The sequence below is a fragment of the Serratia sp. SSNIH1 genome (assembly GCF_002935055.1).
Classification (GTDB): domain Bacteria; phylum Pseudomonadota; class Gammaproteobacteria; order Enterobacterales; family Enterobacteriaceae; genus Serratia; species Serratia nevei.
In genome coordinates this window covers 2,356,552-2,378,233 of sequence record NZ_CP026383.1, presented here as the reverse complement: position 1 = coordinate 2,378,233, position 21,682 = coordinate 2,356,552, and the positions used below count along the sequence as shown (strand labels likewise).

The following is a 21,682-nucleotide window of genomic DNA, read 5'->3' as shown; positions in this document are numbered from 1 at the left end:
TCATCCGGGCGCCGGCGGTTTATTCCGTCAGCGCCTTTTGCGCGGCGGCCAACTCACGCTGCCGGGGCGACGCCACCGCGTGATCGCGCGCCAGCAGCGTATACACCGTCGGCAGCACAAACAGGGTGAACAACGTGCCCACCAGCATGCCGGACACGATCACCAATCCCAGACCGAAGCGGCTGGCAGCCCCTGCGCCGCTGGCGAACAGCAGCGGGATCAAGCCGAACACCATCGCCCCGGTGGTCATCAGCACCGGCCGCAGGCGAATTTGCGCCGCCTGCAAAATCGCGGCACGCCGCGTCAACCCCTGATGCATCTGCAGTTCGTTGGCAAACTCCACCATCAGAATACCGTGCTTGCTAATCAGCCCGATCAGGGTCACCAGCCCGACCTGGGTATAAATATTCATCGTGGCGCAACCCAGCGCCAGCGGCAATAAGGCGCCGCAGATCGACAGCGGCACGGTGATGAGGATGATCAGCGGATCCTTCAGGCTCTCATACTGCGCCGCCAGCACCAGGTAGATGATCACCAACGCCGCCAGGAACGCGAATGCCAGCGCGCTGCCTTCCTGGGTATATTGGCGCGAATCCCCCTGCCAGTCGTGGCTAAATTCGGCCGGCAGCGCATTGGCCTGCCGTTCGAGGAAGGCCACCGCTTCGCCCATCGAAACGCCAGGCGCGGGGATGGCCTGCAGGGTGGCGGCGTTCTGTTGGTTAAACTGGGTCAGCTTGTTCGGCTCGACCTTAACGGCCACCGACACCACGGTGGAGAGCGGCACCAGCGTATTGTCCTGCGTGCGAACGTACTGCCGCGCCAGCGCCTGCGGCGTCAGCCGCTGTTCACGCAGGCTCTGCGGGATCACGTCATAGGCGCGCCCGTCCATGCCGAAGCGGTTGAGGTAGTTTTCTCCCACCAGCACCGCCAGCGATTCGCCGATATCGCTCATGCGTATCCCGAGGCTGTTGGCCTTGGCGCGGTCGATATGCACCTCCGCCAGCGGGTTGTTGTAGTCCAGATCGCTGTCCACTACCATAAACAGGCCGCTGTTTCTGGCGTTTTGCTTCACCTCTTCCAGGGTGCGATACAGCTGCGGGTAGTCCTGCGGCGTGCGCAGCACCATCTGCACCGGCAGCCCGCCGGTGGAGCCCGGCAGCGCGGGCAGTTGGAAGGCGAAAATGCTGGTGCCTTCGACGTCGTTCACCGCCCGCTGCAGATCGGCCTGCACCGCTGACGCCGAGCGCTGGCGCGCCTGCCACAGCGTCAGGTTGATGCCGCCGATGCCGGACGCGGTGCCGTCGCTGCCGTTGATGATCCAGCGGCTTTCGGTTTCCGGCATGCGGTTGTAAACCTCGTCCAGCTTGTACGCAAAACGCTCGACATAGTTCAGGTTGGCGTGCTGTGGCGCCTTGATGGCGGTCAGTACGATGGCCTGATCCTCGGTCGGCGCCAGCTCGCGCTGCGGCATCAGGTACAGCAGCGGCAGACTGATCATCACCAGCAGCGCCAGCGCGCCGGTCACCCAACGGTGGTGCAGCGAGAAATCCAGCGCGCGCGCATAGCGCCGCGTCAGGCCGCCGAAGAACCACTCGGCGGCGCGCGCCACGCGCCCTTCGCTCTGTTTGGCAGGCAGTAGAAGAGAACTCATTACCGGCGACAGCGTCAGCGCCACCACGCCGGACACCACCACCGCGCCGGCCAGCGTCAGCGCGAACTCGCGAAACAGCGCGCCGGTCAGCCCGCCCATCAGGCCGATCGGCGCGTAGACCGCCGCCAGCGTCAGGGTCATGGCGATCACTGGCCCCGCCACTTCGCGCGCGCCGATCATCGCCGCCGCCAGCGGCGTTTTCCCCTCTTCGATATGGCGATGCACGTTCTCCACCACCACGATGGCGTCGTCCACCACCAGACCGATCGCCAAAACCATCGCCAGCAGCGTCAGCAAATTGACGCTGAAGCCGAAGGCCAGCATCAGCCCGGCGGCGCCAAGGATCGACAGCGGAATGGTCACCACCGGGATCAGCACGGTGCGCAGCGATCCCAGACACAGGTAGATCACCGCTACCACGATCGCCAGCGCTTCGAGCAGGGTATGCACCACTTCATCGATCGAGGCCTGGATAAAGCGTGCGGTTTCGAACGCCAGCGCCATCTTCACGCCCGGCGGCTGCATCTTGTCAATTGCCGGCATCAGGTGACGAATGCCGTCGACGATCACCAGCGGGTTGCCGGTCGGCGTGGGGAAGACGCCGAGAAACACCGCCGGTTCGCCATCCATCAGCGCGCTGGTTTCCGTGGCTGCGGCGCCCAGCTCCACGGTGCCGACGTCTTTCAGGCGCACCAGGCCGTTGCCGTCGTTGCGCACCACCAGATTGCGGAACTCCTCCACGCTGGTGAGATCGGTATTCACCCGCACGTTGGCAACCACATACTGCCCTTTCACCTTGCCCGGCGCCGCCTGGTAGTTGTTGCGCCGCACCGCGTCGGCCACGTCGGCGGCGGTCAGGCCGCGGCCGGCCAGCCGATCGCTATCCAGCCACAGGCGCATCGCCATTTTTTGCCCGCCGAACACTTCCACCTTGGCGACGCCGTCGATAGTGGTGAACATCGGCTCCACCACCCGCGTCAGGTATTCGCTCAGCGCCGGCGTGGACAGCGTTTTACTGGAAAAGCCGACATAGGCGACGGCGGTAGCTTCACCGGCGGAGCGCTCAATCACCGGATCGTAAGCCTGCTCTGGCAGCTTGTAGCGCACCTGGTTGACCTTGGCCATCACTTCGGTCAACGCCTGGGTCGAGTCGCGGTTCAGCGCCATGCGCACCGTCACCACGCTGCGCCCCTGCACCGACGAGGATGAAAGGTAGTCAACGCCCTCGACGGACGACACCGCCTGGGCGATCGGCTGCGTGACAAAGCCCTGCATCAGCTCGGACGACGCACCGGGATAGTCGGTGCTGATGGTGATGGTGGAGTTTTCCAACAGCGGGTATTGACGGATCGGCAGTTGGCTGAGCGCCAGCGCGCCGAACAGCAGGATCAGGGTGCTGACCACCAGCGCCAGCACCGGCCGGCGCACGAACAGATCGGTAAATGTCATCGGTCTCTCCTCAAGAACCGGCCTGGGCGGCGTTCAACGTATCCTGCGCCACCGGCTCGGCCGCCATGCCATCGCTCAGCTTGAGCTGGCCCGAGGTCACCACCCGATCGCCTTCCTGCAGGCCGCTGACGATCTCGACACGCCCGTCGTTGCGCTCACCCACGGCGACCGAAACGCGTTTGACCGTCATGCCCTTTTCACCCTGCTGCGCCAGGAACACGGTATCGCCGTAGGCCGTGTAGGTCAGCGCCGTTTCCGGCACCGTCAACACCGCCACGCGCTGCTGCTGCGTGACGCGAATGCCGGCGTACATTCCGGCCTTCAGCACCCCCTGGCGGTTGGTCAACGTCGCCTGCACCTGCACGGTGCGGGATTTGCCGATCATCGGGTCGATAGCGGTAATGGCGGCGGGGAAAGCGCGATCGGGATACGCCCCAACCTGCACCGACACCGCCTGCCCCAGCGCCAGCCCGGCGCCGCTTTGTTCGTCCAGCGAGAAATTGACGCGCAGCGTATCGGCGTCCACCAGGTTCGCCACCGCGTCGGCGGCGTTGAGGTATTGCCCTTCATGCACGCGGCGAATGCCGATGGTGCCGGCGAACGGCGCGCGGATCGCCTTTTGCGCGATTTTGGCCTGCGTTTCCTGCACCGCACCGAGCGCCATATCCCGTTCGGCCAGCGCATCGTCCAGCTGTTGCCGCGCGGTGGCGTTGAGGTTCATCAGCTTGCGCATGCGCGCCAACAGCAGATCGGCATTGCGCAATTGCGCCTGCAGGCGCACCAGCTCAGCCTGCTCGACCGCATCGTTGAGCTGCACCAGCAGCTGTCCCTGCCGCACCGTTTGGCCGGATTCGAACAGAATGCGCGTGATGCGGCCGCTGGTCTCCGCCGCCACTGCCACCTGGCTGGCCGCCTCCAGCTCGCCCACGCCGGCGTAACTGCGCGCCGCCTGTTCACGCAGGGCGGGCGCCAGCGCCACTTTCACCGGCGGATAGGCCGGCGCGCCTTCGTTTTGCCGCGCGGTGGATCGCATCGCAACGGCAGCGACGGCGAGCGCCGCCAGCAGCGCGGCAATAATGAGGTATCGTTTCATCATGTAACGGTTTCTTCCTGATTTTACAGCCAAAGCCATCCTTCCCCCGACGCAGCGCAGGCAGGTGACGAGAGATGCCGGTTGCCAAGCCCGGCTGGCTGCACTATAAAACCTCAGGTTAACTTGAGGTCAAGCTGAGGAACGTGGAATGGCAAGAAATGAACCGATTGACACCTATCGGCTTTTGACCGTGGGGGAAGTGGCGAAGCGCAGCGGCGTGGCGGTATCCGCGCTGCACTTTTACGAAAGCAAGGGGCTGATTCAGGCAACGCGCAACGCCGGTAACCAGCGCCGCTACACGCCGGTGGTGTTGCGCTACATCGCGGTGATCAAGATCGCGCAAAGCGCGGGCATTCCGCTGGAGGAGATCCGCGCCACGCTGGGCCGCTTTCCCACCGGCAGCAAGCTGACCGCCGAACAATGGGGAATTTTGTCCTCCGCCTGGCGCAAAACCCTGGATGAGCGCATTCAGCGGCTGACGGTGCTGCGCGACCATCTCGACAGCTGCATCGGCTGCGGCTGCCTGTCGCTCACCGACTGCCCGCTGCGCAACCCAAACGATATTTGGGGCCAACAGGGCGCCGGCGCGCATATTTTCGAACGCCCGACGGAACACCGGTGAGCGAAGCAGGTTGCGCACCGGTTATTCCGAGCCCGAGCCTCTCAGGGATAGATGATGTTCAACGTGGCCGAGGTGTTGATTTCCCCCTGTGTGACGCCATCGCGCTGATAAGGGTAATAATAAGCCCCCATGCCGATGATGAAGTGACTGTTCAGGCTGCCGCCGGCGGCGACGTGAAACAGTGAGGTGGCGCTGCCGCGATCGACGTTGGAAGGCGACAGTACCACCGGTGAACTCGGCATGTCGCGCTTGACCAGGCGCAGCCCCACCCCTTGCGCCCCGCCCGCATTGGCATTGGTCAACACGCTGGCGTCGGAGGCCAGCAGGTTATTGCTGGACAGGAACATCTCAACGGCGCGATCGGCGATGCCTTCCTGCTGCATGTTCTGGCAGCTGATGTTCAGCGAGAACGGCGTGTAGCCGGGTTGATTGTTACTCAGCACCTGCGCCACGCCCATTTTGGGCAATCTGACCGTCAGGCCGGCGTTGTCAAAACGGCAGGTGGTGGTTTTCGGCGCGTACTTGATGTTCATCGGCTGGCCATACATATCGCGATCCTCATAAGGCCAATTGCCGGTAAGCAACCAAGTGAGCAGTTTCCCCACCTGCTCCAGCAGCCAAAACGGTAACTCCAGTATGCCGATGCCGGTCACATCACTCACCATTAAAGCATCATCGAGCATCAGTGTATCGCCCGGTACCACCCGCCCATCCTTAGGCTTTTGCACCAGAGAATAACGAATGGTCATCGGGGAATTTAATTCTGAAGCAGAGTGTTCCCCTCGCCCCCTCAACGTTCTGTCACTTATCTTGTGGGTGATTTCTGCGCGGACCCACTGTTGGCCATCGTTAAAACCGAAAATCGCGGCCTGCGAGTCTTTCGTCGGAAGTTTGATGGTGTAGGAAAAGTTGCTTTTGGACTTGCTGCAGTTAAAGGTGCCGGTGTACTGGGTATTGTATTGCGCCTCCCATACCGGCGTATTGGCGCTCAGCTTATCGGAGAGATCGACGAAAATCGGCGACGCAAACTCCACCCCTTTGCCATAGCAGGAAGCATAGCTATAGCCGCTGAACAGCCCAGACAGCAGCAACAAAAAAATCAGCCTGATCATAGGTTTGGTTATCCTGTATTAGCGGCAAACGCCGGGCGACGCGTCGAGCGCCAGAGTCGGTTTGGCGATGCGGCAACGGCCGTCGCGCAGTTGTACCGTTAACGCCGTCGGCGGCTGTTCGGCGCGCAGGTACAGCACGCTGGCCTGGCCGACAAAGCCTATCGATCGGCCGCTTTCATCCAGCACTTCGGCACCGAACGGCAACGGTGCGCCATCGGCGCGCTGCGCTCGCAGCTGGAATGGCCGACGTGGGTCAGTCTCGAATTTCAGGTAGCTGACCGCACCGTAGTACGGCACGTGGTTGGCAACGTTGCCGCTGATTTCCGCCCCGCTGCTGTGGCCGGTATCCGACAGCGTGATCGAATTTTGCCGGTACGGCGTAGCATAAGGCACCAGCGCCAGGCCCTGCGCGTTGGTCACAATGCTTTCGTCGCCGTTGACCATCAGCCCTTCGGCCTGCGGCGCTTCGACCACCGTCATGGTGTTGCCGATTTCGTTCGACGCCAGCACATGCCAGGGGATCGCCACCAGGCTGCCGCGCGCGCTGAGGCCGCTCTGGCGATAATCGTTGCCTTCGCTGTAGGAGACGCCGAGCGTCGAGAGGCGGGTGCGATAGGCCGCATTGAGGCCGGCCATGTTGTCTCCGCCGCTGCGATTGCTGCCGCTCAGCGAGTAGCTCAGGCGGTTGGATTCCAACGCGTTGCCGCTCAGGCTGACCGTGCTTTGCTGATAGTGAGAGTCCGTCACCGACAGGCCGGTGCTGAGATAGGCGTTGTTGTCGAACACCGACAGCGGCAGGCTGAACGACAGGTAATAACGCGTTTCTTCCTCACGCTGGCTATTACGCACCCGACTGGCGGAAACGGAGTAGCTGACACGCCCCAGATTGTTGGAGTATCCCAGCTGGTATTCGCGGCTTTTCGCGTTGGCCGTCCAGTAATCGCGCTGGGAACCGGAGAAGAACAGCGTGCCCCACCCTTCGTTAAGACGCTGGTTCAGGTTAAGCGTAAAAGTATTTTTCGGCCGAGCGGAACGCAGCGCGTCCCAGGTGTTCATATCCAGTTCGGACACGCCCTCCTCGTCGCGCCAGCGGTCAAACTGCCGTTCCAGTTGGCGGTAGCCGTCATTGGAGTAAATGGCGTCGGTAAAGCTGTAGTAACCGCGGGTGGAGTAACGGTAGGCCGCCAGCGTGAAGTTGGTCGCGGTGACGTCGAGAAATTTACTGTAGGCAATACGAAAACTCTGCCCGCTTTCACGGCGGTTTTTCAGGCGGGTATCGGCATGCGTCAGATCGATGGACACCGCCCCTATCGGCAGGTTCCAGCCACTGCCGAGCAGCCAGGCCTGATAGTCGTCGCTCAAAATGCTGCCGGCATAACCGGTCACCAGGTTGTTGAAACCGTACTGCAGGGTACCCTGCACAAAGCCGGGATCGTAATCGGTATTGCTTTCGTTCACCTTGCCGGCCAGCACGCTGTATTGGCTGACACCCTGTTTCAACATGTTGGGTACGGCGGAAAACGGCACGCTGAACGACTGTTCGCGCCCATCCGCCTCTTTGACCGTCACCCACAGATCGCCCGCCGAGCCGGTCGGCTGAATGCTGTCGAGGGTAAAGGCGCCCGGCGGCACGTTTTCCTGGTAGATCACGTTGCCGTTCTGCATCACTTTCACCAGGGCGTTGGTTTGCGCCACGCCCCGCACGACCGGTGAAAAGCCCTGCTGCGAGTTGGGACGCATGCTGATGTCCGACGCCAGCGCCACCCCGCGGATGCGTACCGAGTCGAACAGATCCCCCGGCGAATAAAAATCACCGGCGATCAGGTTGGATTTGATGTCGGCGAAGCCGCGCTGCAGGTAGCGCGTGTTGTTCTGCCAGTGGCTCCCTCGCCCACTGCCGTGGCGAAAGCTGCTGCTGTCGCGAAATTGCCAGCCGGCCAGATTGATCCCGGATTCCAACCCGGTATAAAAATCGTCATTATTTCTGTGATTGCCGTCGCCGCGCGCCTCGGCGTGGTAGTACGTCGCGTTGTAAGCCAGCGTCAATGCGGAGATGCCGCGATTCCAGAAGGCCGGATCCACGTATCCCGCCTCCGACCGGTTGACCCGCGCCTGCGGCACCGTCAGCCGCAGGCTCAGCGCACCGACGTCCATATCGAACCGCCCACCCTGTACCAGCGTGGCGATCGACAGCGTCGTCAACGGTGCCTGGGGCCTCGGCAACTGACTCAGATCGATGCCCAGCCGCTGCGCATCCTGGTAGTCGATTTGGATATCGTCGCGTTGTGTGCCAAACAGCAGCGCATAGCGCCCTTTCCAGTCATGGTTGACATACACATCAATCTCCTGCCGGCCGGCAGGCATGTCATTATTGAGGTAAAAACGCGAGAGATCGGAATCGCGTGATTCGCCGGCCAACAGCGAAGTATCGAACGTCACCGCCCAGGCCGTATCCGGCAACAAGAATGAAGAGGCGGTCAGCAGCGAGAGGACTTTTTTATTCAGCTTCATTGTTGTTCTTTCAGGTTAGTGTGCGGTGATGGCTTTAGACTTGTAAGCCCCCAGATCGTCGATATACATCAGGTCATAACGGACGTTTTTACTGACCGATCGTTTACTGGCAGCAAACTGGGTGGAAAACGGCGCGACCATCAGCGAATCAACCAGCAGATGCTTGTCCGTACCCTGGCCGATATTCGCTACCGTGATGAAATACGGGCTGTTGTTGATGACGTTGAACCCTTTACCATTGGCTTGCAGCGTCAGTTTTTCCATCGCGTTTTCTACGCCGCGGGTTAGCGTCTGCGGGCGGTAGAACAGCTTGATGCGTGACTTGATCGCCAACTGCAGGGTATTGGTGCCCTGGAGGTTTTCCGGCGTCGGCGGGATATCCAGCACGTTGAGATAGAACACCGATTCGCGATCCGCCGCCAATGCGGCGCCGACTTTCTGAATGCGCAGCTGCTGCCCGCTGTTGCCGTTCACTTTCACCACCGGCGGCGACAGCAAAAACGGCACGTTAGCGGTTTCCGGGGTGGAATTGATATCGCCGTCGTCGATCCAGGCCTGAACCAGTGAGGGATCGGCGCCGTTATTCAGCAGTTGGACAATCACATCCTTGTTGTTTGCCGGGTAGATCACCCGCGTCCCGTTAACCACCACATTGGCCTGGGCACCAACGGAACCGAGCAACAACGCCGCTATCATCATGTATTTTTTCATCGTTCCCCCGGGTGGCCAGGCCCATCAAGGGCCTGGCTGTCAGCGCGATTACAGGTAAGAAATGGTGTAAGTCACGTTGGAGCTCAGAGCGCCCACTTTTGCCGCTTCGGCGTTAGTTTTGTAGTAGTACGCGTCCAACGTCAGGGTTTCTGAATCCGGTGCCGCTTTGTCGCCCATGATGTCGGTGACATAAGGCACGTTCAGCTGGATGGGGGTGGAAGAACCGGTTTCCGCCAGAGAGAAGCCCACGTTCTTCGCGACGGAAGCGTCGTTCTCGTTGACCGAGTTGTTCAGCAAATATTTGCCGTCGGTCGAGATGTTATCCGCCGAGGAGAAGTAGATTTTCAGCGGGGTGCCTGCGGTACCGGCCGCCGGCGAACAGCCGGAGAAGGTCAGCGAGAAGGACTTCTTGTTTTTGGTGATTGGCCCAACGGTGTTACCCGCGTCAGTCACCGAGATCGGGCTCAGCGCTACGGTGAAATCCGCGCTCTTGCCGCCGTTAATCGTACAGGTGGTGTCGGTAATGGCGCCGGTAAAGTTAATGACGCCACCGGCGGAATTGTCTTCAGCAAAAGCCACTGGCGCAGCGACCGCAGCCGCCATGATTGCAACAGAAAGCATCTTCTTCATCATGAGATAAAACTCCATAACAGTTTGGTTTGAGGGAATAAATAAAAAACGGCCGCTGCCGGCGGGATGAAATAATCCCTCCCCGTAATACAGAGGCAAAAGGGCGAACACATTCCTGTTTTTATAAAATCAAGCCATAGCGTTATTCATCAGCCGGTAATGAAAACGGTGAACATAACGACTTCTAGATAACCTCCGAGAAACCGGATGAAATCTCCAATAAGTTGTGCACTCGATTTTTCAATCCCATTTTGCGTAATGCACTGCATTTCTGCGTGCTGACCGTTTTTACGCTTTTATCAAGAATTCGGGAAACCTGAGTCACCGTATAACCGAAGGAAAGCAAATGGAGCGTTTCCACCTCACTTTCCGTCAGGCGATTTTTCGTATTGCGAACCGTTCCGCCCTCAACGTCTCCATTTAATGCAGAGTGCTGCGTGACCTTATCCACCAGAAAAGAAAACTCTTTACTCATACCGGGGATACTGATTTTTTTATCGAGCACAACCACATCACGCGAGACGGAACGAAATAACAGACGGCGCTTGTCTTCCGTCGTCAAAAAAACCTTTACGCCATGAATAGCAGACAATAATGTCATCGCCATGCTGAAGCGCAGCATGCCTTTTACCGCATCATCGACGATCAGAATATCGTGGCAATTACGCCCCATAGCCAAAGGCAGATCGTCGTAGTAGGCAATAACGTGATCTTTATGAAAAATCCTTGGCATCAATATTCTTTTTATCGCCGCTCTGAAAAAGATGTTTTCAGATACGATACCGATACTGAGCATACTTCCTCCATCCATGGCTAAGGACAACGGCGATACCTTGCACTAAATACCCGCCGTTTTCTTGGAAAATTCGCATTGCCGTTCGGAGCAAACAATAAGCGACTGGCACGTAAACCGGTGCCTTAAAACACTAAGATAATTCTGCATCAAACCATTAACAACAGGAACATTATTTTTATTAACGCAAATTTTAATGATTATAATCTACAAAATATTATATTTTCAGAATTTAACACCAAAAAAGACCGGTAAGAGGGTAATCCACCGTACATTTCGTTCGCCGAAAAAATAAAAAAAGCCCTGAATTGTTTATGTTTTCCGCCCGGAACCTTGACCTCTCCGAAGTTTCACTAAATACTAGCCGCGAACTGGAAGCCTATATCATTATAAAAACCTGAATACATGAAATATATTATCGACCTCTGCGTTATCTATGACGCAAACGCGTGTCGTCTCCAACTCATTGACAATGATGAGTCATCGATACGGATATCCAACCCGGCTTCACGCCTGTTAATTGAAATGCTGACTCATCCGAATATCCCATTGAAACGTGAGATGTTGATAAAAAAGGTATGGGAAGAGTATGGTTTTTCAGGCTCATCGATCAGCCTCAACGTGGCCGTCAGTGAAATAAGGAAAGCATTCAAACTGCTGGGGAGAGAAACCGCCCCCATAAAGACCCTGGCAAAAGTCGGTTTTTGCTTTACCGCCATGATTGATATTTATCCATCACCGCAGATAACCGTGAACGAAACGCCGCCCTCTTCCACATCAGAGCCGCTTTCGCCTCCCCCGCCGGTTGCCGGATCTCATATCACGTCACCGCAGAAGAAGGCAAAGATTAGCGCTATTACCGCTATCTGCGGCGTATTTATTCCGCTGTTGTTCGTCGCGACGTTCTATCCTATTGAACCGCCCGATCAACCGAGAGAAAAGTTAGTTCCGCTAGGAAAAAAAGACCACTGCACCTTGTATTCTCTGGATGCGAACAAGCATATTGATGACAACCTGGAAAAAAGCATGGTTAACCAAGCGTTAGAGAGCAGCGGCGTCGATTGCATCAACAGCAAGGCGGATATCTATTTCTCCTCCATAAAGCACACGTTGACTTATAACACCTTTCTTGGTGTGTGTTATTTCAGTTCGCAAGATCAATATACCCAGTGTGTCACCTACAAAATTCTCAACGGAAAATAAATGGCCGTATTGCACAATCCCAAAATACTGACTATCGGATTTTTGACAGTGATCCTCTTCATTGTCCTGTTCCGCGTTTTAACGCCCGCAGCACCAGTGCATATGAATTGCCAGGCCGATACGATAACTAAAAAACGATTAGCTTCAGGCGATAACCTGGAATTAAAAGTGACGGGCAGTTTATTCATCTATGACGAACACCATGCCATGATCGTGCAGCGCGGGGACATTACCGTGAGAGAAAAAACCTACAGCCTGGATAGAAAAATAAACTTTGATATAAGGAGGTTAGCTCACGGGTTTTACATGACTACCCACCGAGAAATCAGCAAAACCCCCGACGACAACGCACCGGATGAGCTGATCAAAGAAATCCCCATGCTCTCTCTCGGCATTAAGAACGGCGTTTTTTCGATGCGTAAAGTTCGGCAGGATGCGTACATCGTTCATGGCGTGCTTTTCCCGGTCACGCTATGCCGTTAACGTGAAAACAGAATGTAATGGAGAGACAACGAAACAGCACAAAGGGCGCGTTTATGGCAAACACGCCCCAGATACCGATTGGGGAGGGGCTATTTTACCGACATATCCGTGCGGACAATGCCGTGATTCTTCATCACCTCTTCCATGGTGAGGTTCTCATCATACGGCTTATCGTCCACCACGACGTCTTGCGGGCGCACATAGGGTTTGGTCGCGCGTTTGAACATCCACCACCACACGAACACCAGGAAAGCGCCGGACTTCAAAAATATCATGGTCCATAGGGCGACTTGATACCAGTTCATCTCTGTCTCCATACGAGCATTAAGCGAAATTGATAAGGTGGCGTTGATTATCACCCCGGCAGCGCCTGACAGCAGCAGGCATCCGGGCAGCCAACCTTGATGACCGCATAATCTCACCGATGCGTGGCCCTTATCAATAGCCGATCGCGTTTCCTGCAAAAGCGCCCCAGTTTCTGCGCACGCAAAAGCAAAAAACCCCGTGCTCAGAGAGCACGGGGTCAGAATGTATGGCGGAGGAGCAGAGATTCGAACTCTGGAACGGTTTCCCGTCGACGGTTTTCAAGACCGTTGCCTTCAGCCACTCGGCCACCCCTCCGCAACGACGCGCACTATAAACAGACCTCATTCACTTGTAAAGCCCGGGCGCGTTCAACCGCGCGAAAAACCGGCGAAGGTGCAGCAAACGGTGAACAAACGCGCACCTCATCCCCTCGCTGTTGCCGTAATGATAACTAAGGGTAAAGATTGGTAAACAAACTTTAATCAAGCGCTTGCGCTGCCTATTATCGGCATTATTTTGTGATGGCTTGATAAGAGAGAGCATTATGGACCGCATTGTCGTCTCATCTTCTTCGCGCGACTCGCTGCTCAGCACGCATAAAGTCCTGCGCAACACCTATTTCCTGTTATCCCTGACCCTGGCCTTCTCAGCCCTGACCGCAACCGCCAGCACGATGCTGGGTCTGCCGGCGCCGGGTCTGCTGCTGATGCTGGTCGGTTTCTATGGCCTGATGTTCCTGACCCATAAACTGGCCAACAGCCCGGCGGGCATTCTGGCGGCGTTTGCGCTGACCGGTTTCATGGGATACGCCCTTGGTCCAATCCTCAGTTCGTTCCTGAACGCCGGCGCGGGCGACCTGATCATGCTGGCGCTGGGCGGCACCGCAGCCGTCTTCTTCTGCTGCTCGGCGTACGTGCTGACCACCCGTAAAGACATGTCGTTCCTGTCCGGCATGATGATGGCCGGTTTTGTGGTGCTGCTGGTGGCGGTGATCGCCAACCTGTTCCTGCAGATCCCTGCCCTGCACCTGGCTATCAGCGCGCTGTTCATCCTGTTCTCCGCCGGCGCGATCCTGTGGGAAACCAGCAACATCATTCACGGCGGCGAGACCAACTACATTCGCGCCACCGTTAGCCTGTACGTGTCGCTCTACAACATGTTCATCAGCCTGTTGAGCATTCTGGGCTTCGCCCGCAGCAACTGATCGCACGTTACACATGCCTTCCTGGCCCCGCTCCGGCGGGGCTTTGTTTTTTGCGGCCGAAAAAATTTGCTAAACTGGCGGCCGTTCCGAATTATCCGTTATCGAGGCAGTATGTTGGAGTTTGAAGGTCAGGTTATCGACACTGACGCGCAGGGCTATCTGAAAAACAGCGCCGACTGGCATGAAGGGCTGGCGCCACTGCTGGCGGCACAGGAAGAGATCGTGCTCACCGAAGCACACTGGGAAGTGGTGCGCTTCGTGCGCGACTTCTATCAGGAATTTAACACCTCCCCGGCGATTCGCATGCTGGTCAAGGCCATGGCGCAAAAATACGGCGAAGAAAAAGGCAACAGCCGCTATCTGTATCGCCTGTTCCCGAAGGGGCCGGCCAAACAAGCTACCAAGATCGCCGGATTGCCGAAACCGGTAAAATGCATCTGACCGCTCCGCCCGCAGCGCCGCTACCGGCGGGTATTCAATAGCGAATGCCAAAACCGACGTAATCGACCGCGCCCTGCGGCTCCACCAGCACGCGCTCGACGCGCGCGCTGCGCGGGCCGCCCTGTTTCAACCACGCCACCAGCGTGTCCACCTGCGCCTGCGTGCCGCAGGCCACCACCTGAACGCTGCCGTCATCAAGGTTGCGCGCATAGCCGGTCACCCCCAGCGCCTCAGCCTGCCGCTGGGTGGAATAGCGGAACCCGACCCCCTGCACCACGCCATACACATACGCAGCTATGCAAACTTGTGTCATAATCGCCCCCTTATTCAGTTTTCGTTATGGCATTGCCGTGCCTTTGCACCGCCGTGTCACTGTTTCTCTCCTAGCTGGCAGCATTATTAATTATGACCGTACGCCTGTTTCTCGCCAAAGGACGTGAAAAGTCCTTACTCCGTCGCCACCCTTGGGTGTTCTCCGGTGCCGTTCAACGCGTTGAGGGTAAAGCCCTCTCCGGTGAAACCATCGATATTCTCGACAGCCAGGGCAAGTGGCTGGCGCGCGGCGCCTATTCGCCCGAGTCGCAGATCCGCGCACGCGTCTGGACCTTCCAGAAAGATGAAGAGATTAACATCGATTTCTTCATTCGCCGCCTGCAGCAAGCACAAAGCTGGCGCGATTGGGTCGCGCAGCGCGACGGTCTGGACGGATACCGTCTGATCGCCGGCGAGTCCGACGGCATGCCGGGTATCACTATCGATCGCTTCCAGAATTTCCTGGTGCTGCAGCTGCTGTCCGCCGGTGCCGAATACCAGCGCCCGGCCCTGCTTTCCGCCCTGCAACATTGCTACCCGGAATGTTCGATCTACGATCGCTCCGACGTTGCGGTGCGCAAAAAAGAAGGCCTGCCGCTGGCGCAGGGCCCGGTGCTGGGCGATCTGCCGCCGGAACTGCTGCCGATCACCGAACACGGCATGAAGCTGCTGGTGGATATTCAGCAGGGGCACAAGACCGGTTTCTACCTCGACCAGCGCGACAGCCGCCTGGCGGCGCGCAATTACTCCGCCGGCCGTCGGGTGCTGAACTGCTTCTCCTACACCGGCGCCTTCGCCGTTTCCGCTCTGATGGGCGGCTGCGCGCAGGTGATCAGCGTGGATACCTCGCAGGCGGCGCTGGATATCGCCCGGCAGAACGTCGAGCTCAACAAGCTGGATCTGAACAAAGCGGAGTTCGTCCGCGATGACGTGTTCCAGCTGCTGCGCAACTACCGCACCCAGGGCGAGAAATTCGATCTGATCATCATGGATCCGCCGAAGTTCGTCGAGAACAAAAACCAGCTGGCCAGCGCCTGCCGCGGCTACAAAGACATCAACATGCTGGCGCTACAGCTGCTGAATCCGGGCGGCATTCTGCTCAGCTTCTCCTGCTCCGGGCTGATGCCGACCGACCTGTTCCAGAAAATTTTGGCCGACGCCGCTGTAGATGCCGGACGTGATGTACAATTTATAGAGCAGTTCCGGCAGGCTGCCGATCACCCGGTGATCGCCACGTATCCTGAGGGGCTGTACCTGAAAGGATTCGCTTGTCGGGTGATGTAACTTGAAATGCGCTGCCTTGCCCCCATATATGAGCAAGGCATTGTTTCTCAGGAGGTCATCATGATTGCCAGCAAATTCGGTATCGGACAACAGGTTAGGCATAAACTGCTGGGGTATTTAGGTGTCGTGATCGATATCGACCCGGAATACTCTTTGGAACAACCCAAAGCTGACGAGATAGCGGCGAACGATGAACTGCGTTCCGCCCCTTGGTACCACGTGGTGATGGAAGACGAGGAAGGCCAACCGGTACACACCTATCTGGCGGAAGCGCAGCTGGATAGCGAAGCCCAGGAGGCACACCCCGAGCAACCATCGCTGGATGAACTGGCGGAATCCATCCGCCACCAGCTACAGGCGCCACGCTTGCGCAATTGACCGCGCCAAGACCTGAGAAACCCGAGAGGGCCTGGCATCACGCCAGGCCCTTTTTATTCAACGCTCCAGCCCCAAACGCGGAATATCGATTTTCGGACAGCGATCCATCACCACGCGCAGCCCGGCCTGTTGCGCCAGCTCCGCCGCCTGCTCGTTAATCACGCCGATCTGCAGCCACAGTGCCCTGGCGCCGATCGCTATCGCCTCTTGCGCCACGCCGTAAGCCGCCTCTGAATTGCGAAACACGTCAACCATATCCACCGGCTGTGGTATAGCGGCCAGCGTAGCGTAAACCGGCTGCCCCAGCAGCGTCTGCCCCGCCAGTTTTGGGCTGACCGGGATCACCTGGTAGCCTTGCGCCAACAGATATGCCATCACCCCATAGCTGGGCCGCGACGGGTTATCGCTGGCACCGACCAGCGCGATAGTTTTCACCTGCTGCAACAGCTCGATAATCTCTTGATCTTGCATCTTCAACTCCCGTTTATCACTCCGCCACTCTCCGCTTCGAGTGTAACCGATCGGCACCCGCTCGGCTAAACGCAACGCGAGGGAAACTTCAGCGCAATCTTATGGTCAGAGGCTGTCGCGGTTCAGCTGCTCATGGTCGTGTCTAATCGCGATAAAATATGTAAAAATGTGAACATAACGCCCGATTGAAAAATTTTGACACAACCTGTGCCGCGTTCAACACTTAGAGCTACGTCACTTTATAAGGAGATAATGATGAAATTTGGTCTGGTGGTTGCGGCGTTGCTCAGCATCAGCATGCCTGCCGCGGCTACGACCCTGAAACTCTCCCCGGACATCGACCTGCTGGTGGTCGACGGCAAGAAAATGACAGGTTCGTTGTTAAAAGGCGCCGACAGTCTTGAACTGGATGGCGGACAGCACCAGCTGCTGTTTAAAGTGACCAAAAACGTCCGCGCCGGCCAGCATACGCAGGCCTATGCTTCCCTGCCGCTGGTTGCCTCCTTCAATACGCAAAAGATCAGCCAGGTGGCGATCGAACTGCCGCGCATCGAGAACGATCGCGATGCGCAACGCTTTGACAAGACGTTGAATTATCTGGTGGTCGATAAAGACGGCAACGCCCTGCCGTTCCGGCATGACGTGCTGCATCCCGACAGCGTCACCTTCAATGCCGATTTGGAAAAGGTGATGACGGATTACAACCGCCAGAATCGCTCCGCCTCCGTCGCGGCCTTCGTTCAGGCGAACGCCGGTAATCCCTCAACGCCCTCGCTGGCCGGCACGCCGCTGAACGCCCCAACGGTCACGCTGAAAGGGGAAAACGTGTCGGAACAGATGCTGCAATATTGGTTCCAGCAAGCCGACAAGGAAACACAGAAGCGTTTTCTGCGGTGGGCCAATAAACAGCCGGTTCGCTGATCCTTCCCGGCGTCTTTCCCCGCAAAGGCGCCTTTTCTTCGCATTTTCAAGCGCAAACGCTAGGCAGTGAAAAACAGTTTCAGTAATCTGTCGCACATCCCCGATTAGCGAAGGACACCGAGATGGAATTGACCACCCGCACTATCGCCGCGCGCAAACACATTGCGCTGGTGGCGCACGATCACCGCAAACAGGCCCTGTTGGAGTGGGTAGAGAGCCACAAGACCATTTTGGCGCAGCACCAGCTGTACGCCACAGGCACCACCGGTAACCTGATCCAGCGCGCCAGCGGCATTCCGGTCACCAGCATGCTGAGTGGCCCCATGGGCGGCGATCAGCAGGTTGGCGCATTGATTGCGGAAGGCAAGATAGACATGCTGATCTTCTTCTGGGATCCGCTGAACGCGGTACCGCACGATCCGGACGTGAAGGCGCTTCTGCGGCTGGCGACCGTATGGAATATCCCGGTGGCCACCAACCGCTCGACCGCGGACTTTCTGATCGACTCTCCACTGTTCAAAAGCGAGGTGGAGATCGCCATCCCCGACTATCAGCGCTATCTGCAAGAGCGCCTGAAGTAGTCCTCGCGGCCTGGCTACCGCCAGGCCTGATGCCTATGGTTTTTTCTGCACCGGTACGCCAAGATCTTGCAGCTGTTCGACGAACACCGAAGGGCGTTCACGATCCTGCAACAGCCATACCTGATGTTTGGCGCGAGTCAATGCGACATACAGCAGGCGGCGTTCTTCAGCATCCGGAAAATCCTCCGGCTGCGGAAGCAGCACCTCTTCCAACACCGACTCGCGCGCCACGGCGGGGAAACCGTCACGCCCTTCATGCAAACCGGCGATGATGACGTATTCCGCCTGCTGCCCCTTGCTGGCATGGATGGTCATGAATTCCAGATCCAGCTTGGGCCAGCGGGTGGCCGCTTTCGCCAGCGCTTCAGGTTTCAGATGATGGTAGCGCGCCAGCACCAGGATGCGCTCGTCCGGCTTGGCATAGCCGCTCAGCTTATCCAGCAAAGGCTCCAGCTGCTCGTGCGGCAGGATCGCCACCGACTTTTTATTGCCCTTGCTCAGGCTGTTGAGCGGTTTTTTCAACTGGTGCGGGTTCTGCTGCACGAACCGGTTGGCTACCTCACCGATACGTTCATTGAAACGATAAGTGGTATCCAGCGCGCACTGCGCCCCTTCACCGAAGTGAGTGGCGAACGCCGTGGTTAACGTCAACTCTGCACCGCTGAAACGATAGATCGCCTGCCAGTCATCCCCCACCGCAAACAGGCAGGTCTGTTTGTTTTGCCGGCGCAGCGCCGCCAGCAACAGCGCACGCTGCGGCGAGATATCCTGAAACTCATCGACCAGAATATGTTTCCACGGGCTGACAAAGCGCCCCTTGTCGAGAATATTGACCGCCTGATGGATCAGACCGGAGAAGTCCACCGCCCCTTCCTCTTTCAAGGCGCTTTTCCAGGCTTTCAGCAGCGGTGCCATCAGCCGGATGCGTTTTGAAAACAGATCGCGGATTTCTTCATCCGCCTGCTCAATCATTTCCGCCTGGCTGCCGCCGTGCATGCGCATCAGCCCCAGCCAGCGTTCCAAGCGGCCCGCCAGCCGATCCGCCAGGCGTTGATCCTGCCAAAAGTCGCCTTCCGGCACTTCCCATGCCAACTCGTCGCTCAACCATTGACGCCACCCCTTGGCCTGGGCTTTTTTCTCTGCGCACTGTTGGCGCCAGTGGGTAATCAGCAACGCTTTGCGCGCTTTGGCATCGGTTTCCAATCGGCTGATGGCCGGGGCTTTGCGGCTGCCCTGTTGAATGATCTGCAGCGCCAATGCATGGAATGTCTTGGCCTGAATGCCGACATCGCCCAAACGCGCTTTGATGCGATCATTCATCTCACTCGCTGCCTGACGGCCGAACGCCAACAGCAAAATTTGGCCCGGCTCCGCCTCCTGACGGCGCAGCAGCCAGCCGGCGCGCGCCACCAGCACCGACGTTTTGCCGCTGCCGGCCCCCGCCAATACCAGAACGGAATCCTCGCCGTTGACCACCGCACGGCTCTGAGAGTCATTGAGCGGTGAACTCTCGACGGTCTGGAAGAAGTCGTGATGTTGCTCCAGCATGCGTTCGGTCCACTGCCGGTTGCGTTGTTCGACGCTGCGCAGCCCCTGCTGCAGCCATTGCAGACACAGATGATAATCAACCCGGCAGTTATCAAACTCATCCAGACGCGCTACCGGCATCGGCAACGCGGAGAAAGCCTCGTGGATTTGCTGCTGCAACTTGCCCAGCTCAGACTTTTTAAACCATTTGTCTTGCTGCTCGATGCGCTGGATCTGCGCCACCTGCTGTTGCAACACGCCGGCGCTGACCTCGCTCATTTCTGCGCTCCACTGCTGCCAGGCCTGCTGCAGATAATGATGAAAACGCTGCGTTTCCTGCCATTCGGTGCCGTGCAGCCGCACCACTTTTTCGTCCGGCAATTCAAATTCCAGCTCGCCCCAGACGATGCCGCGCTTGCACCTGACCTGAATCAATTGATTGAAGGGGATCAGGTATTCATGTTTTTCCCCGCTCACCTCAACGCCGGCGTGCAGCAACCGCACGCGGTTATAAGGGTGCTGAGCCAGGTGTTTCCCCAGCGATGTCGCTTTAAGTTCCATATCGTCGCGCCATGACTATGTTGAGATTAAATAACGGATATCTGCCAGTTTACCTGTGATAAGCAGTGGCACTCTAGCGCTAAAAAAAGGTTCATCGCGCTTTAGCGTGAACCAATAGAAAACGGCAGTCAGAACGTTTAGGTTTGTATTCGCCAAAACACACCCTAAACCTTCAAAACTGCCGTCACTATGAATGCTAACCTTTGCTCCCTGTTCTGGGAAGGCTTTATCGTCAATTCCTTCTCGCATCCTTCTGCCAACTCCCTGCTTATCCAGCTCCAGCCTGATTCTGCCGTCCCCCCCCTGCTGCCGGCGCTGTGAAGGGCGGGTGCCTGTTGTGCATGATGTTTCCTTCCGCCGAGTGCGTGAACGCCAGCTGCTCGATTGGGTCGTCTGGCTCAACGTCCCCGTCCGGCGCCTGTGTTGCCCCCATTGCGGGGTCACCACCGAAAAAATCAGCTGGTTGCCTGAACGCCAGAGATATACCACGACGCTATCCGTATGGGTTGAGTCATTGACCCGTTTACTGCCGATTAAGCACGTTGCACAACTCACCGGCCTGCACTGGCATACGGTCAAGAATATCGACTACCGGCGTCTGCTGCGGGAACGGACAGAGCCGCAGCGCCATACCCTCCGCCGTCTGGTGATGGATGAGTTCGCCCTGTTCAAAGGACATCGTTATGCCACCGTGGTGATGGATGCGGATACGCAACAGGTGTTGTGGGTGGGCGAAGGCCGCAGCAGAGCGGCCTTCCGCCCCTTCTTCGTCTGGCTGGGCGCTGAAGGCTGTGCTGCTATCCAGTCTGTCGCCATGGATATGAATACGGCGTTAGACCTGGAGGTCAGGCATCACTGCCCGCAGGCGGAAGTGGTCTATGACTTGTTCCATGTGGTGGCAAAGTATGGCCGGGAGGTTATCGACCGGGTCCGCGTCGACCAGGCCAATCAACTCCGTGATAACCCAAAAGCGCGTCAGGTCATCAAACGCAGCCGCTGGCTGCTGCTGCGCAACCCAGAAAACCTGCCCGAAGGGCATGAGGTAAAGCTCACGGAGTTGCTGGAGGCGAATCAGCCGTTGAATGTGGTCTGGCTGATGAAAACAGCGCTGAAAGAACTGTGGTACGCCCCGAGTGAACAAGAGGCGCAGAGACGCTGGGTAAGCTGGTACAGGCAGTCTCAGGAAAGCGGAATCAAGGCGTTGCAACACTTCGCCGAGAAACTGAAAGGGTATGCCGGTGGCATCATCGCGAGTGCCAGACACAGGTTGAATACCAGCGTGCTGGAAGGGATGAACAATAAGATAAAAGTGATGAAGCGGATGGCCTATGGATACCGGGATAACGCTTACTTCTTCCTGAAAATCAAAGCAGCGTTCCCCGGTAAAGCGCGATGAACCTAAAAAAAGGGTAGAATAGATTTTGCGTTTTTATCGTGA

21 protein-coding genes, 1 tRNA gene and 1 pseudogene are annotated in these 21,682 nt (G+C 57.7%); 10 read left to right on the top strand and 13 right to left on the bottom strand.

Annotated features, from left to right (window positions below):
- Positions 1-19 precede the first annotated feature (19 nt).
- Both C3F38_RS11385 and C3F38_RS11380 read right to left on the bottom strand, forming a co-directional pair.
- Positions 20-3,100 carry a MexW/MexI family multidrug efflux RND transporter permease subunit gene (locus tag C3F38_RS11385; protein ID WP_055316214.1) on the bottom strand — a complete coding sequence of 1,027 codons (3,081 nt, stop codon included), beginning with the start codon at positions 3,098-3,100 and terminating at the stop codon, positions 20-22.
- Positions 3,101-3,110: 10 nt separating this feature from the next.
- On the bottom strand, positions 3,111-4,196 hold the full coding sequence (locus C3F38_RS11380) for an efflux RND transporter periplasmic adaptor subunit (RefSeq protein ID WP_038875282.1): 1,086 nt from the start codon (positions 4,194-4,196) through the stop codon (positions 3,111-3,113).
- A 145-nt stretch (positions 4,197-4,341) separates the two neighbouring features.
- On the opposite strand from C3F38_RS11380, the gene soxR reads away from it, so the two are divergent.
- Positions 4,342-4,815 carry a redox-sensitive transcriptional activator SoxR gene (gene soxR / locus C3F38_RS11375; protein WP_055312174.1) on the top strand — a complete coding sequence of 158 codons (474 nt, stop codon included), beginning with the start codon at positions 4,342-4,344 and terminating at the stop codon, positions 4,813-4,815.
- Between the two features lie 41 nt (positions 4,816-4,856).
- Here the strand turns inward: soxR and C3F38_RS11370 are convergent, their stop codons facing one another.
- The 5 genes from C3F38_RS11370 to C3F38_RS11350 all read right to left on the bottom strand — a co-directional run bounded on the left by C3F38_RS11370 (position 4,857) and on the right by C3F38_RS11350 (position 10,575).
- Positions 4,857-5,927 carry a fimbrial protein gene (locus C3F38_RS11370; RefSeq protein WP_038875277.1) on the bottom strand — a complete coding sequence of 357 codons (1,071 nt, stop codon included), beginning with the start codon at positions 5,925-5,927 and terminating at the stop codon, positions 4,857-4,859.
- Between the two features lie 18 nt (positions 5,928-5,945).
- Positions 5,946-8,438: a fimbria/pilus outer membrane usher protein gene (locus C3F38_RS11365; protein ID WP_038875275.1), complete on the bottom strand. Its 2,493-nt coding sequence runs from the start codon at positions 8,436-8,438 to the stop codon at positions 5,946-5,948.
- Positions 8,439-8,453: 15 nt separating this feature from the next.
- Positions 8,454-9,149: a molecular chaperone gene (locus C3F38_RS11360; protein ID WP_038875272.1), complete on the bottom strand. Its 696-nt coding sequence runs from the start codon at positions 9,147-9,149 to the stop codon at positions 8,454-8,456.
- Positions 9,150-9,197: 48 nt separating this feature from the next.
- Positions 9,198-9,782 carry a fimbrial protein gene (locus C3F38_RS11355; RefSeq protein ID WP_038875270.1) on the bottom strand — a complete coding sequence of 195 codons (585 nt, stop codon included), beginning with the start codon at positions 9,780-9,782 and terminating at the stop codon, positions 9,198-9,200.
- 181 nt (positions 9,783-9,963) lie between these two features.
- A complete protein-coding gene (locus C3F38_RS11350) occupies positions 9,964-10,575 on the bottom strand; it encodes a response regulator transcription factor (RefSeq protein ID WP_055316217.1) in 612 nt (203 codons plus the stop codon).
- 402 nt (positions 10,576-10,977) lie between these two features.
- On the opposite strand from C3F38_RS11350, the gene C3F38_RS11345 reads away from it, so the two are divergent.
- Positions 10,978-11,775, top strand: coding sequence for a winged helix-turn-helix domain-containing protein (locus tag C3F38_RS11345; protein WP_103767496.1), 798 nt, complete (start codon positions 10,978-10,980; stop codon positions 11,773-11,775).
- Positions 11,776-12,258 carry a hypothetical protein gene (locus C3F38_RS11340; RefSeq protein ID WP_055316219.1) on the top strand — a complete coding sequence of 161 codons (483 nt, stop codon included), beginning with the start codon at positions 11,776-11,778 and terminating at the stop codon, positions 12,256-12,258. It begins immediately after the preceding gene.
- 89 nt (positions 12,259-12,347) lie between these two features.
- Here C3F38_RS11340 and C3F38_RS11335 read toward each other — a convergent pair whose 3' ends face one another.
- On the bottom strand, positions 12,348-12,563 hold the full coding sequence (locus C3F38_RS11335) for a hypothetical protein (protein WP_038875263.1): 216 nt from the start codon (positions 12,561-12,563) through the stop codon (positions 12,348-12,350).
- Between the two features lie 228 nt (positions 12,564-12,791).
- Positions 12,792-12,879: transfer RNA gene (locus C3F38_RS11330), tRNA-Ser, on the bottom strand.
- A gap of 229 nt (positions 12,880-13,108) precedes the next feature.
- On the opposite strand from C3F38_RS11330, the gene yccA reads away from it, so the two are divergent.
- Entirely contained in the window at positions 13,109-13,768 is a 660-nt protein-coding gene (gene yccA, locus C3F38_RS11320; RefSeq protein WP_004928091.1) for an FtsH protease modulator YccA, read from the top strand.
- A 111-nt stretch (positions 13,769-13,879) separates the two neighbouring features.
- Positions 13,880-14,209 (top strand): sulfurtransferase TusE, encoded by a 330-nt coding sequence (tusE, locus tag C3F38_RS11315; RefSeq protein ID WP_004928095.1) that lies wholly within the window; start codon positions 13,880-13,882, stop codon positions 14,207-14,209.
- Between the two features lie 34 nt (positions 14,210-14,243).
- Here tusE and yccX read toward each other — a convergent pair whose 3' ends face one another.
- Positions 14,244-14,522, bottom strand: coding sequence for an acylphosphatase (gene yccX, locus C3F38_RS11310; RefSeq protein ID WP_047727891.1), 279 nt, complete (start codon positions 14,520-14,522; stop codon positions 14,244-14,246).
- Positions 14,523-14,614: 92 nt separating this feature from the next.
- Here yccX and rlmI point away from each other — a divergent pair, with 92 nt between their 5' ends.
- The gene (gene rlmI / locus C3F38_RS11305; protein ID WP_038875254.1) at positions 14,615-15,805 is read left to right on the top strand and encodes a 23S rRNA (cytosine(1962)-C(5))-methyltransferase RlmI; all 1,191 of its coding nucleotides are present in this window, start codon (positions 14,615-14,617) and stop codon (positions 15,803-15,805) included.
- 60 nt (positions 15,806-15,865) lie between these two features.
- Complete coding sequence (gene hspQ / locus C3F38_RS11300; protein ID WP_033637900.1) at positions 15,866-16,183, top strand: heat shock protein HspQ; 318 nt, start codon at positions 15,866-15,868, stop codon at positions 16,181-16,183.
- A 57-nt stretch (positions 16,184-16,240) separates the two neighbouring features.
- Here the strand turns inward: hspQ and C3F38_RS11295 are convergent, their stop codons facing one another.
- Complete coding sequence (locus C3F38_RS11295) at positions 16,241-16,654, bottom strand: CoA-binding protein (RefSeq protein ID WP_047727892.1); 414 nt, start codon at positions 16,652-16,654, stop codon at positions 16,241-16,243.
- 255 nt (positions 16,655-16,909) lie between these two features.
- Here C3F38_RS11295 and C3F38_RS11290 point away from each other — a divergent pair, with 255 nt between their 5' ends.
- Together C3F38_RS11290 and C3F38_RS11285 are read left to right on the top strand one after the other, a co-directional pair.
- Positions 16,910-17,575: a DUF2057 family protein gene (locus tag C3F38_RS11290; RefSeq protein WP_055312439.1), complete on the top strand. Its 666-nt coding sequence runs from the start codon at positions 16,910-16,912 to the stop codon at positions 17,573-17,575.
- A 122-nt stretch (positions 17,576-17,697) separates the two neighbouring features.
- Positions 17,698-18,156 (top strand): methylglyoxal synthase, encoded by a 459-nt coding sequence (locus C3F38_RS11285; RefSeq protein ID WP_038875247.1) that lies wholly within the window; start codon positions 17,698-17,700, stop codon positions 18,154-18,156.
- A gap of 33 nt (positions 18,157-18,189) precedes the next feature.
- On the opposite strand, the gene helD is transcribed toward C3F38_RS11285, so the two are convergent.
- On the bottom strand, positions 18,190-20,244 hold the full coding sequence (helD, locus tag C3F38_RS11280) for a DNA helicase IV (RefSeq protein ID WP_055316222.1): 2,055 nt from the start codon (positions 20,242-20,244) through the stop codon (positions 18,190-18,192).
- Between the two features lie 15 nt (positions 20,245-20,259).
- Entirely contained in the window at positions 20,260-20,493 is a 234-nt protein-coding gene (locus C3F38_RS26390; protein ID WP_199767247.1) for a hypothetical protein, read from the bottom strand.
- Between C3F38_RS26390 and C3F38_RS11275 the strand changes: the two are divergent.
- A pseudogene (locus tag C3F38_RS11275) lies at positions 20,434-21,640 on the top strand (ISL3 family transposase). The gene C3F38_RS26390 and the pseudogene C3F38_RS11275 overlap by 60 nt on opposite strands.
- The last annotated feature ends 42 nt before the right edge of the window (positions 21,641-21,682 follow it).

Bases quoted from the DNA above. Each gene is read 5' to 3' on its own strand.
- C3F38_RS11385 (WP_055316214.1), bottom strand. From the start codon at position 3,100: ATGACATTTACCGATCTGTTCGTGCGCCGGCCGGTGCTGGCGCTGGTG.
- C3F38_RS11380 (WP_038875282.1), bottom strand. From the start codon at position 4,196: ATGATGAAACGATACCTCATTATTGCCGCGCTGCTGGCGGCGCTCGCC.
- soxR (WP_055312174.1), top strand. From the start codon at position 4,342: ATGGCAAGAAATGAACCGATTGACACCTATCGGCTTTTGACCGTGGGG.
- C3F38_RS11370 (WP_038875277.1), bottom strand. From the start codon at position 5,927: ATGATCAGGCTGATTTTTTTGTTGCTGCTGTCTGGGCTGTTCAGCGGC.
- C3F38_RS11365 (WP_038875275.1), bottom strand. From the start codon at position 8,438: ATGAAGCTGAATAAAAAAGTCCTCTCGCTGCTGACCGCCTCTTCATTC.
- C3F38_RS11360 (WP_038875272.1), bottom strand. From the start codon at position 9,149: ATGAAAAAATACATGATGATAGCGGCGTTGTTGCTCGGTTCCGTTGGT.
- C3F38_RS11355 (WP_038875270.1), bottom strand. From the start codon at position 9,782: ATGATGAAGAAGATGCTTTCTGTTGCAATCATGGCGGCTGCGGTCGCT.
- C3F38_RS11350 (WP_055316217.1), bottom strand. From the start codon at position 10,575: ATGCTCAGTATCGGTATCGTATCTGAAAACATCTTTTTCAGAGCGGCG.
- C3F38_RS11345 (WP_103767496.1), top strand. From the start codon at position 10,978: ATGAAATATATTATCGACCTCTGCGTTATCTATGACGCAAACGCGTGT.
- C3F38_RS11340 (WP_055316219.1), top strand. From the start codon at position 11,776: ATGGCCGTATTGCACAATCCCAAAATACTGACTATCGGATTTTTGACA.
- C3F38_RS11335 (WP_038875263.1), bottom strand. From the start codon at position 12,563: ATGAACTGGTATCAAGTCGCCCTATGGACCATGATATTTTTGAAGTCC.
- yccA (WP_004928091.1), top strand. From the start codon at position 13,109: ATGGACCGCATTGTCGTCTCATCTTCTTCGCGCGACTCGCTGCTCAGC.
- tusE (WP_004928095.1), top strand. From the start codon at position 13,880: ATGTTGGAGTTTGAAGGTCAGGTTATCGACACTGACGCGCAGGGCTAT.
- yccX (WP_047727891.1), bottom strand. From the start codon at position 14,522: ATGACACAAGTTTGCATAGCTGCGTATGTGTATGGCGTGGTGCAGGGG.
- rlmI (WP_038875254.1), top strand. From the start codon at position 14,615: ATGACCGTACGCCTGTTTCTCGCCAAAGGACGTGAAAAGTCCTTACTC.
- hspQ (WP_033637900.1), top strand. From the start codon at position 15,866: ATGATTGCCAGCAAATTCGGTATCGGACAACAGGTTAGGCATAAACTG.
- C3F38_RS11295 (WP_047727892.1), bottom strand. From the start codon at position 16,654: ATGCAAGATCAAGAGATTATCGAGCTGTTGCAGCAGGTGAAAACTATC.
- C3F38_RS11290 (WP_055312439.1), top strand. From the start codon at position 16,910: ATGAAATTTGGTCTGGTGGTTGCGGCGTTGCTCAGCATCAGCATGCCT.
- C3F38_RS11285 (WP_038875247.1), top strand. From the start codon at position 17,698: ATGGAATTGACCACCCGCACTATCGCCGCGCGCAAACACATTGCGCTG.
- helD (WP_055316222.1), bottom strand. From the start codon at position 20,244: ATGGAACTTAAAGCGACATCGCTGGGGAAACACCTGGCTCAGCACCCT.
- C3F38_RS26390 (WP_199767247.1), bottom strand. From the start codon at position 20,493: ATGCGAGAAGGAATTGACGATAAAGCCTTCCCAGAACAGGGAGCAAAG.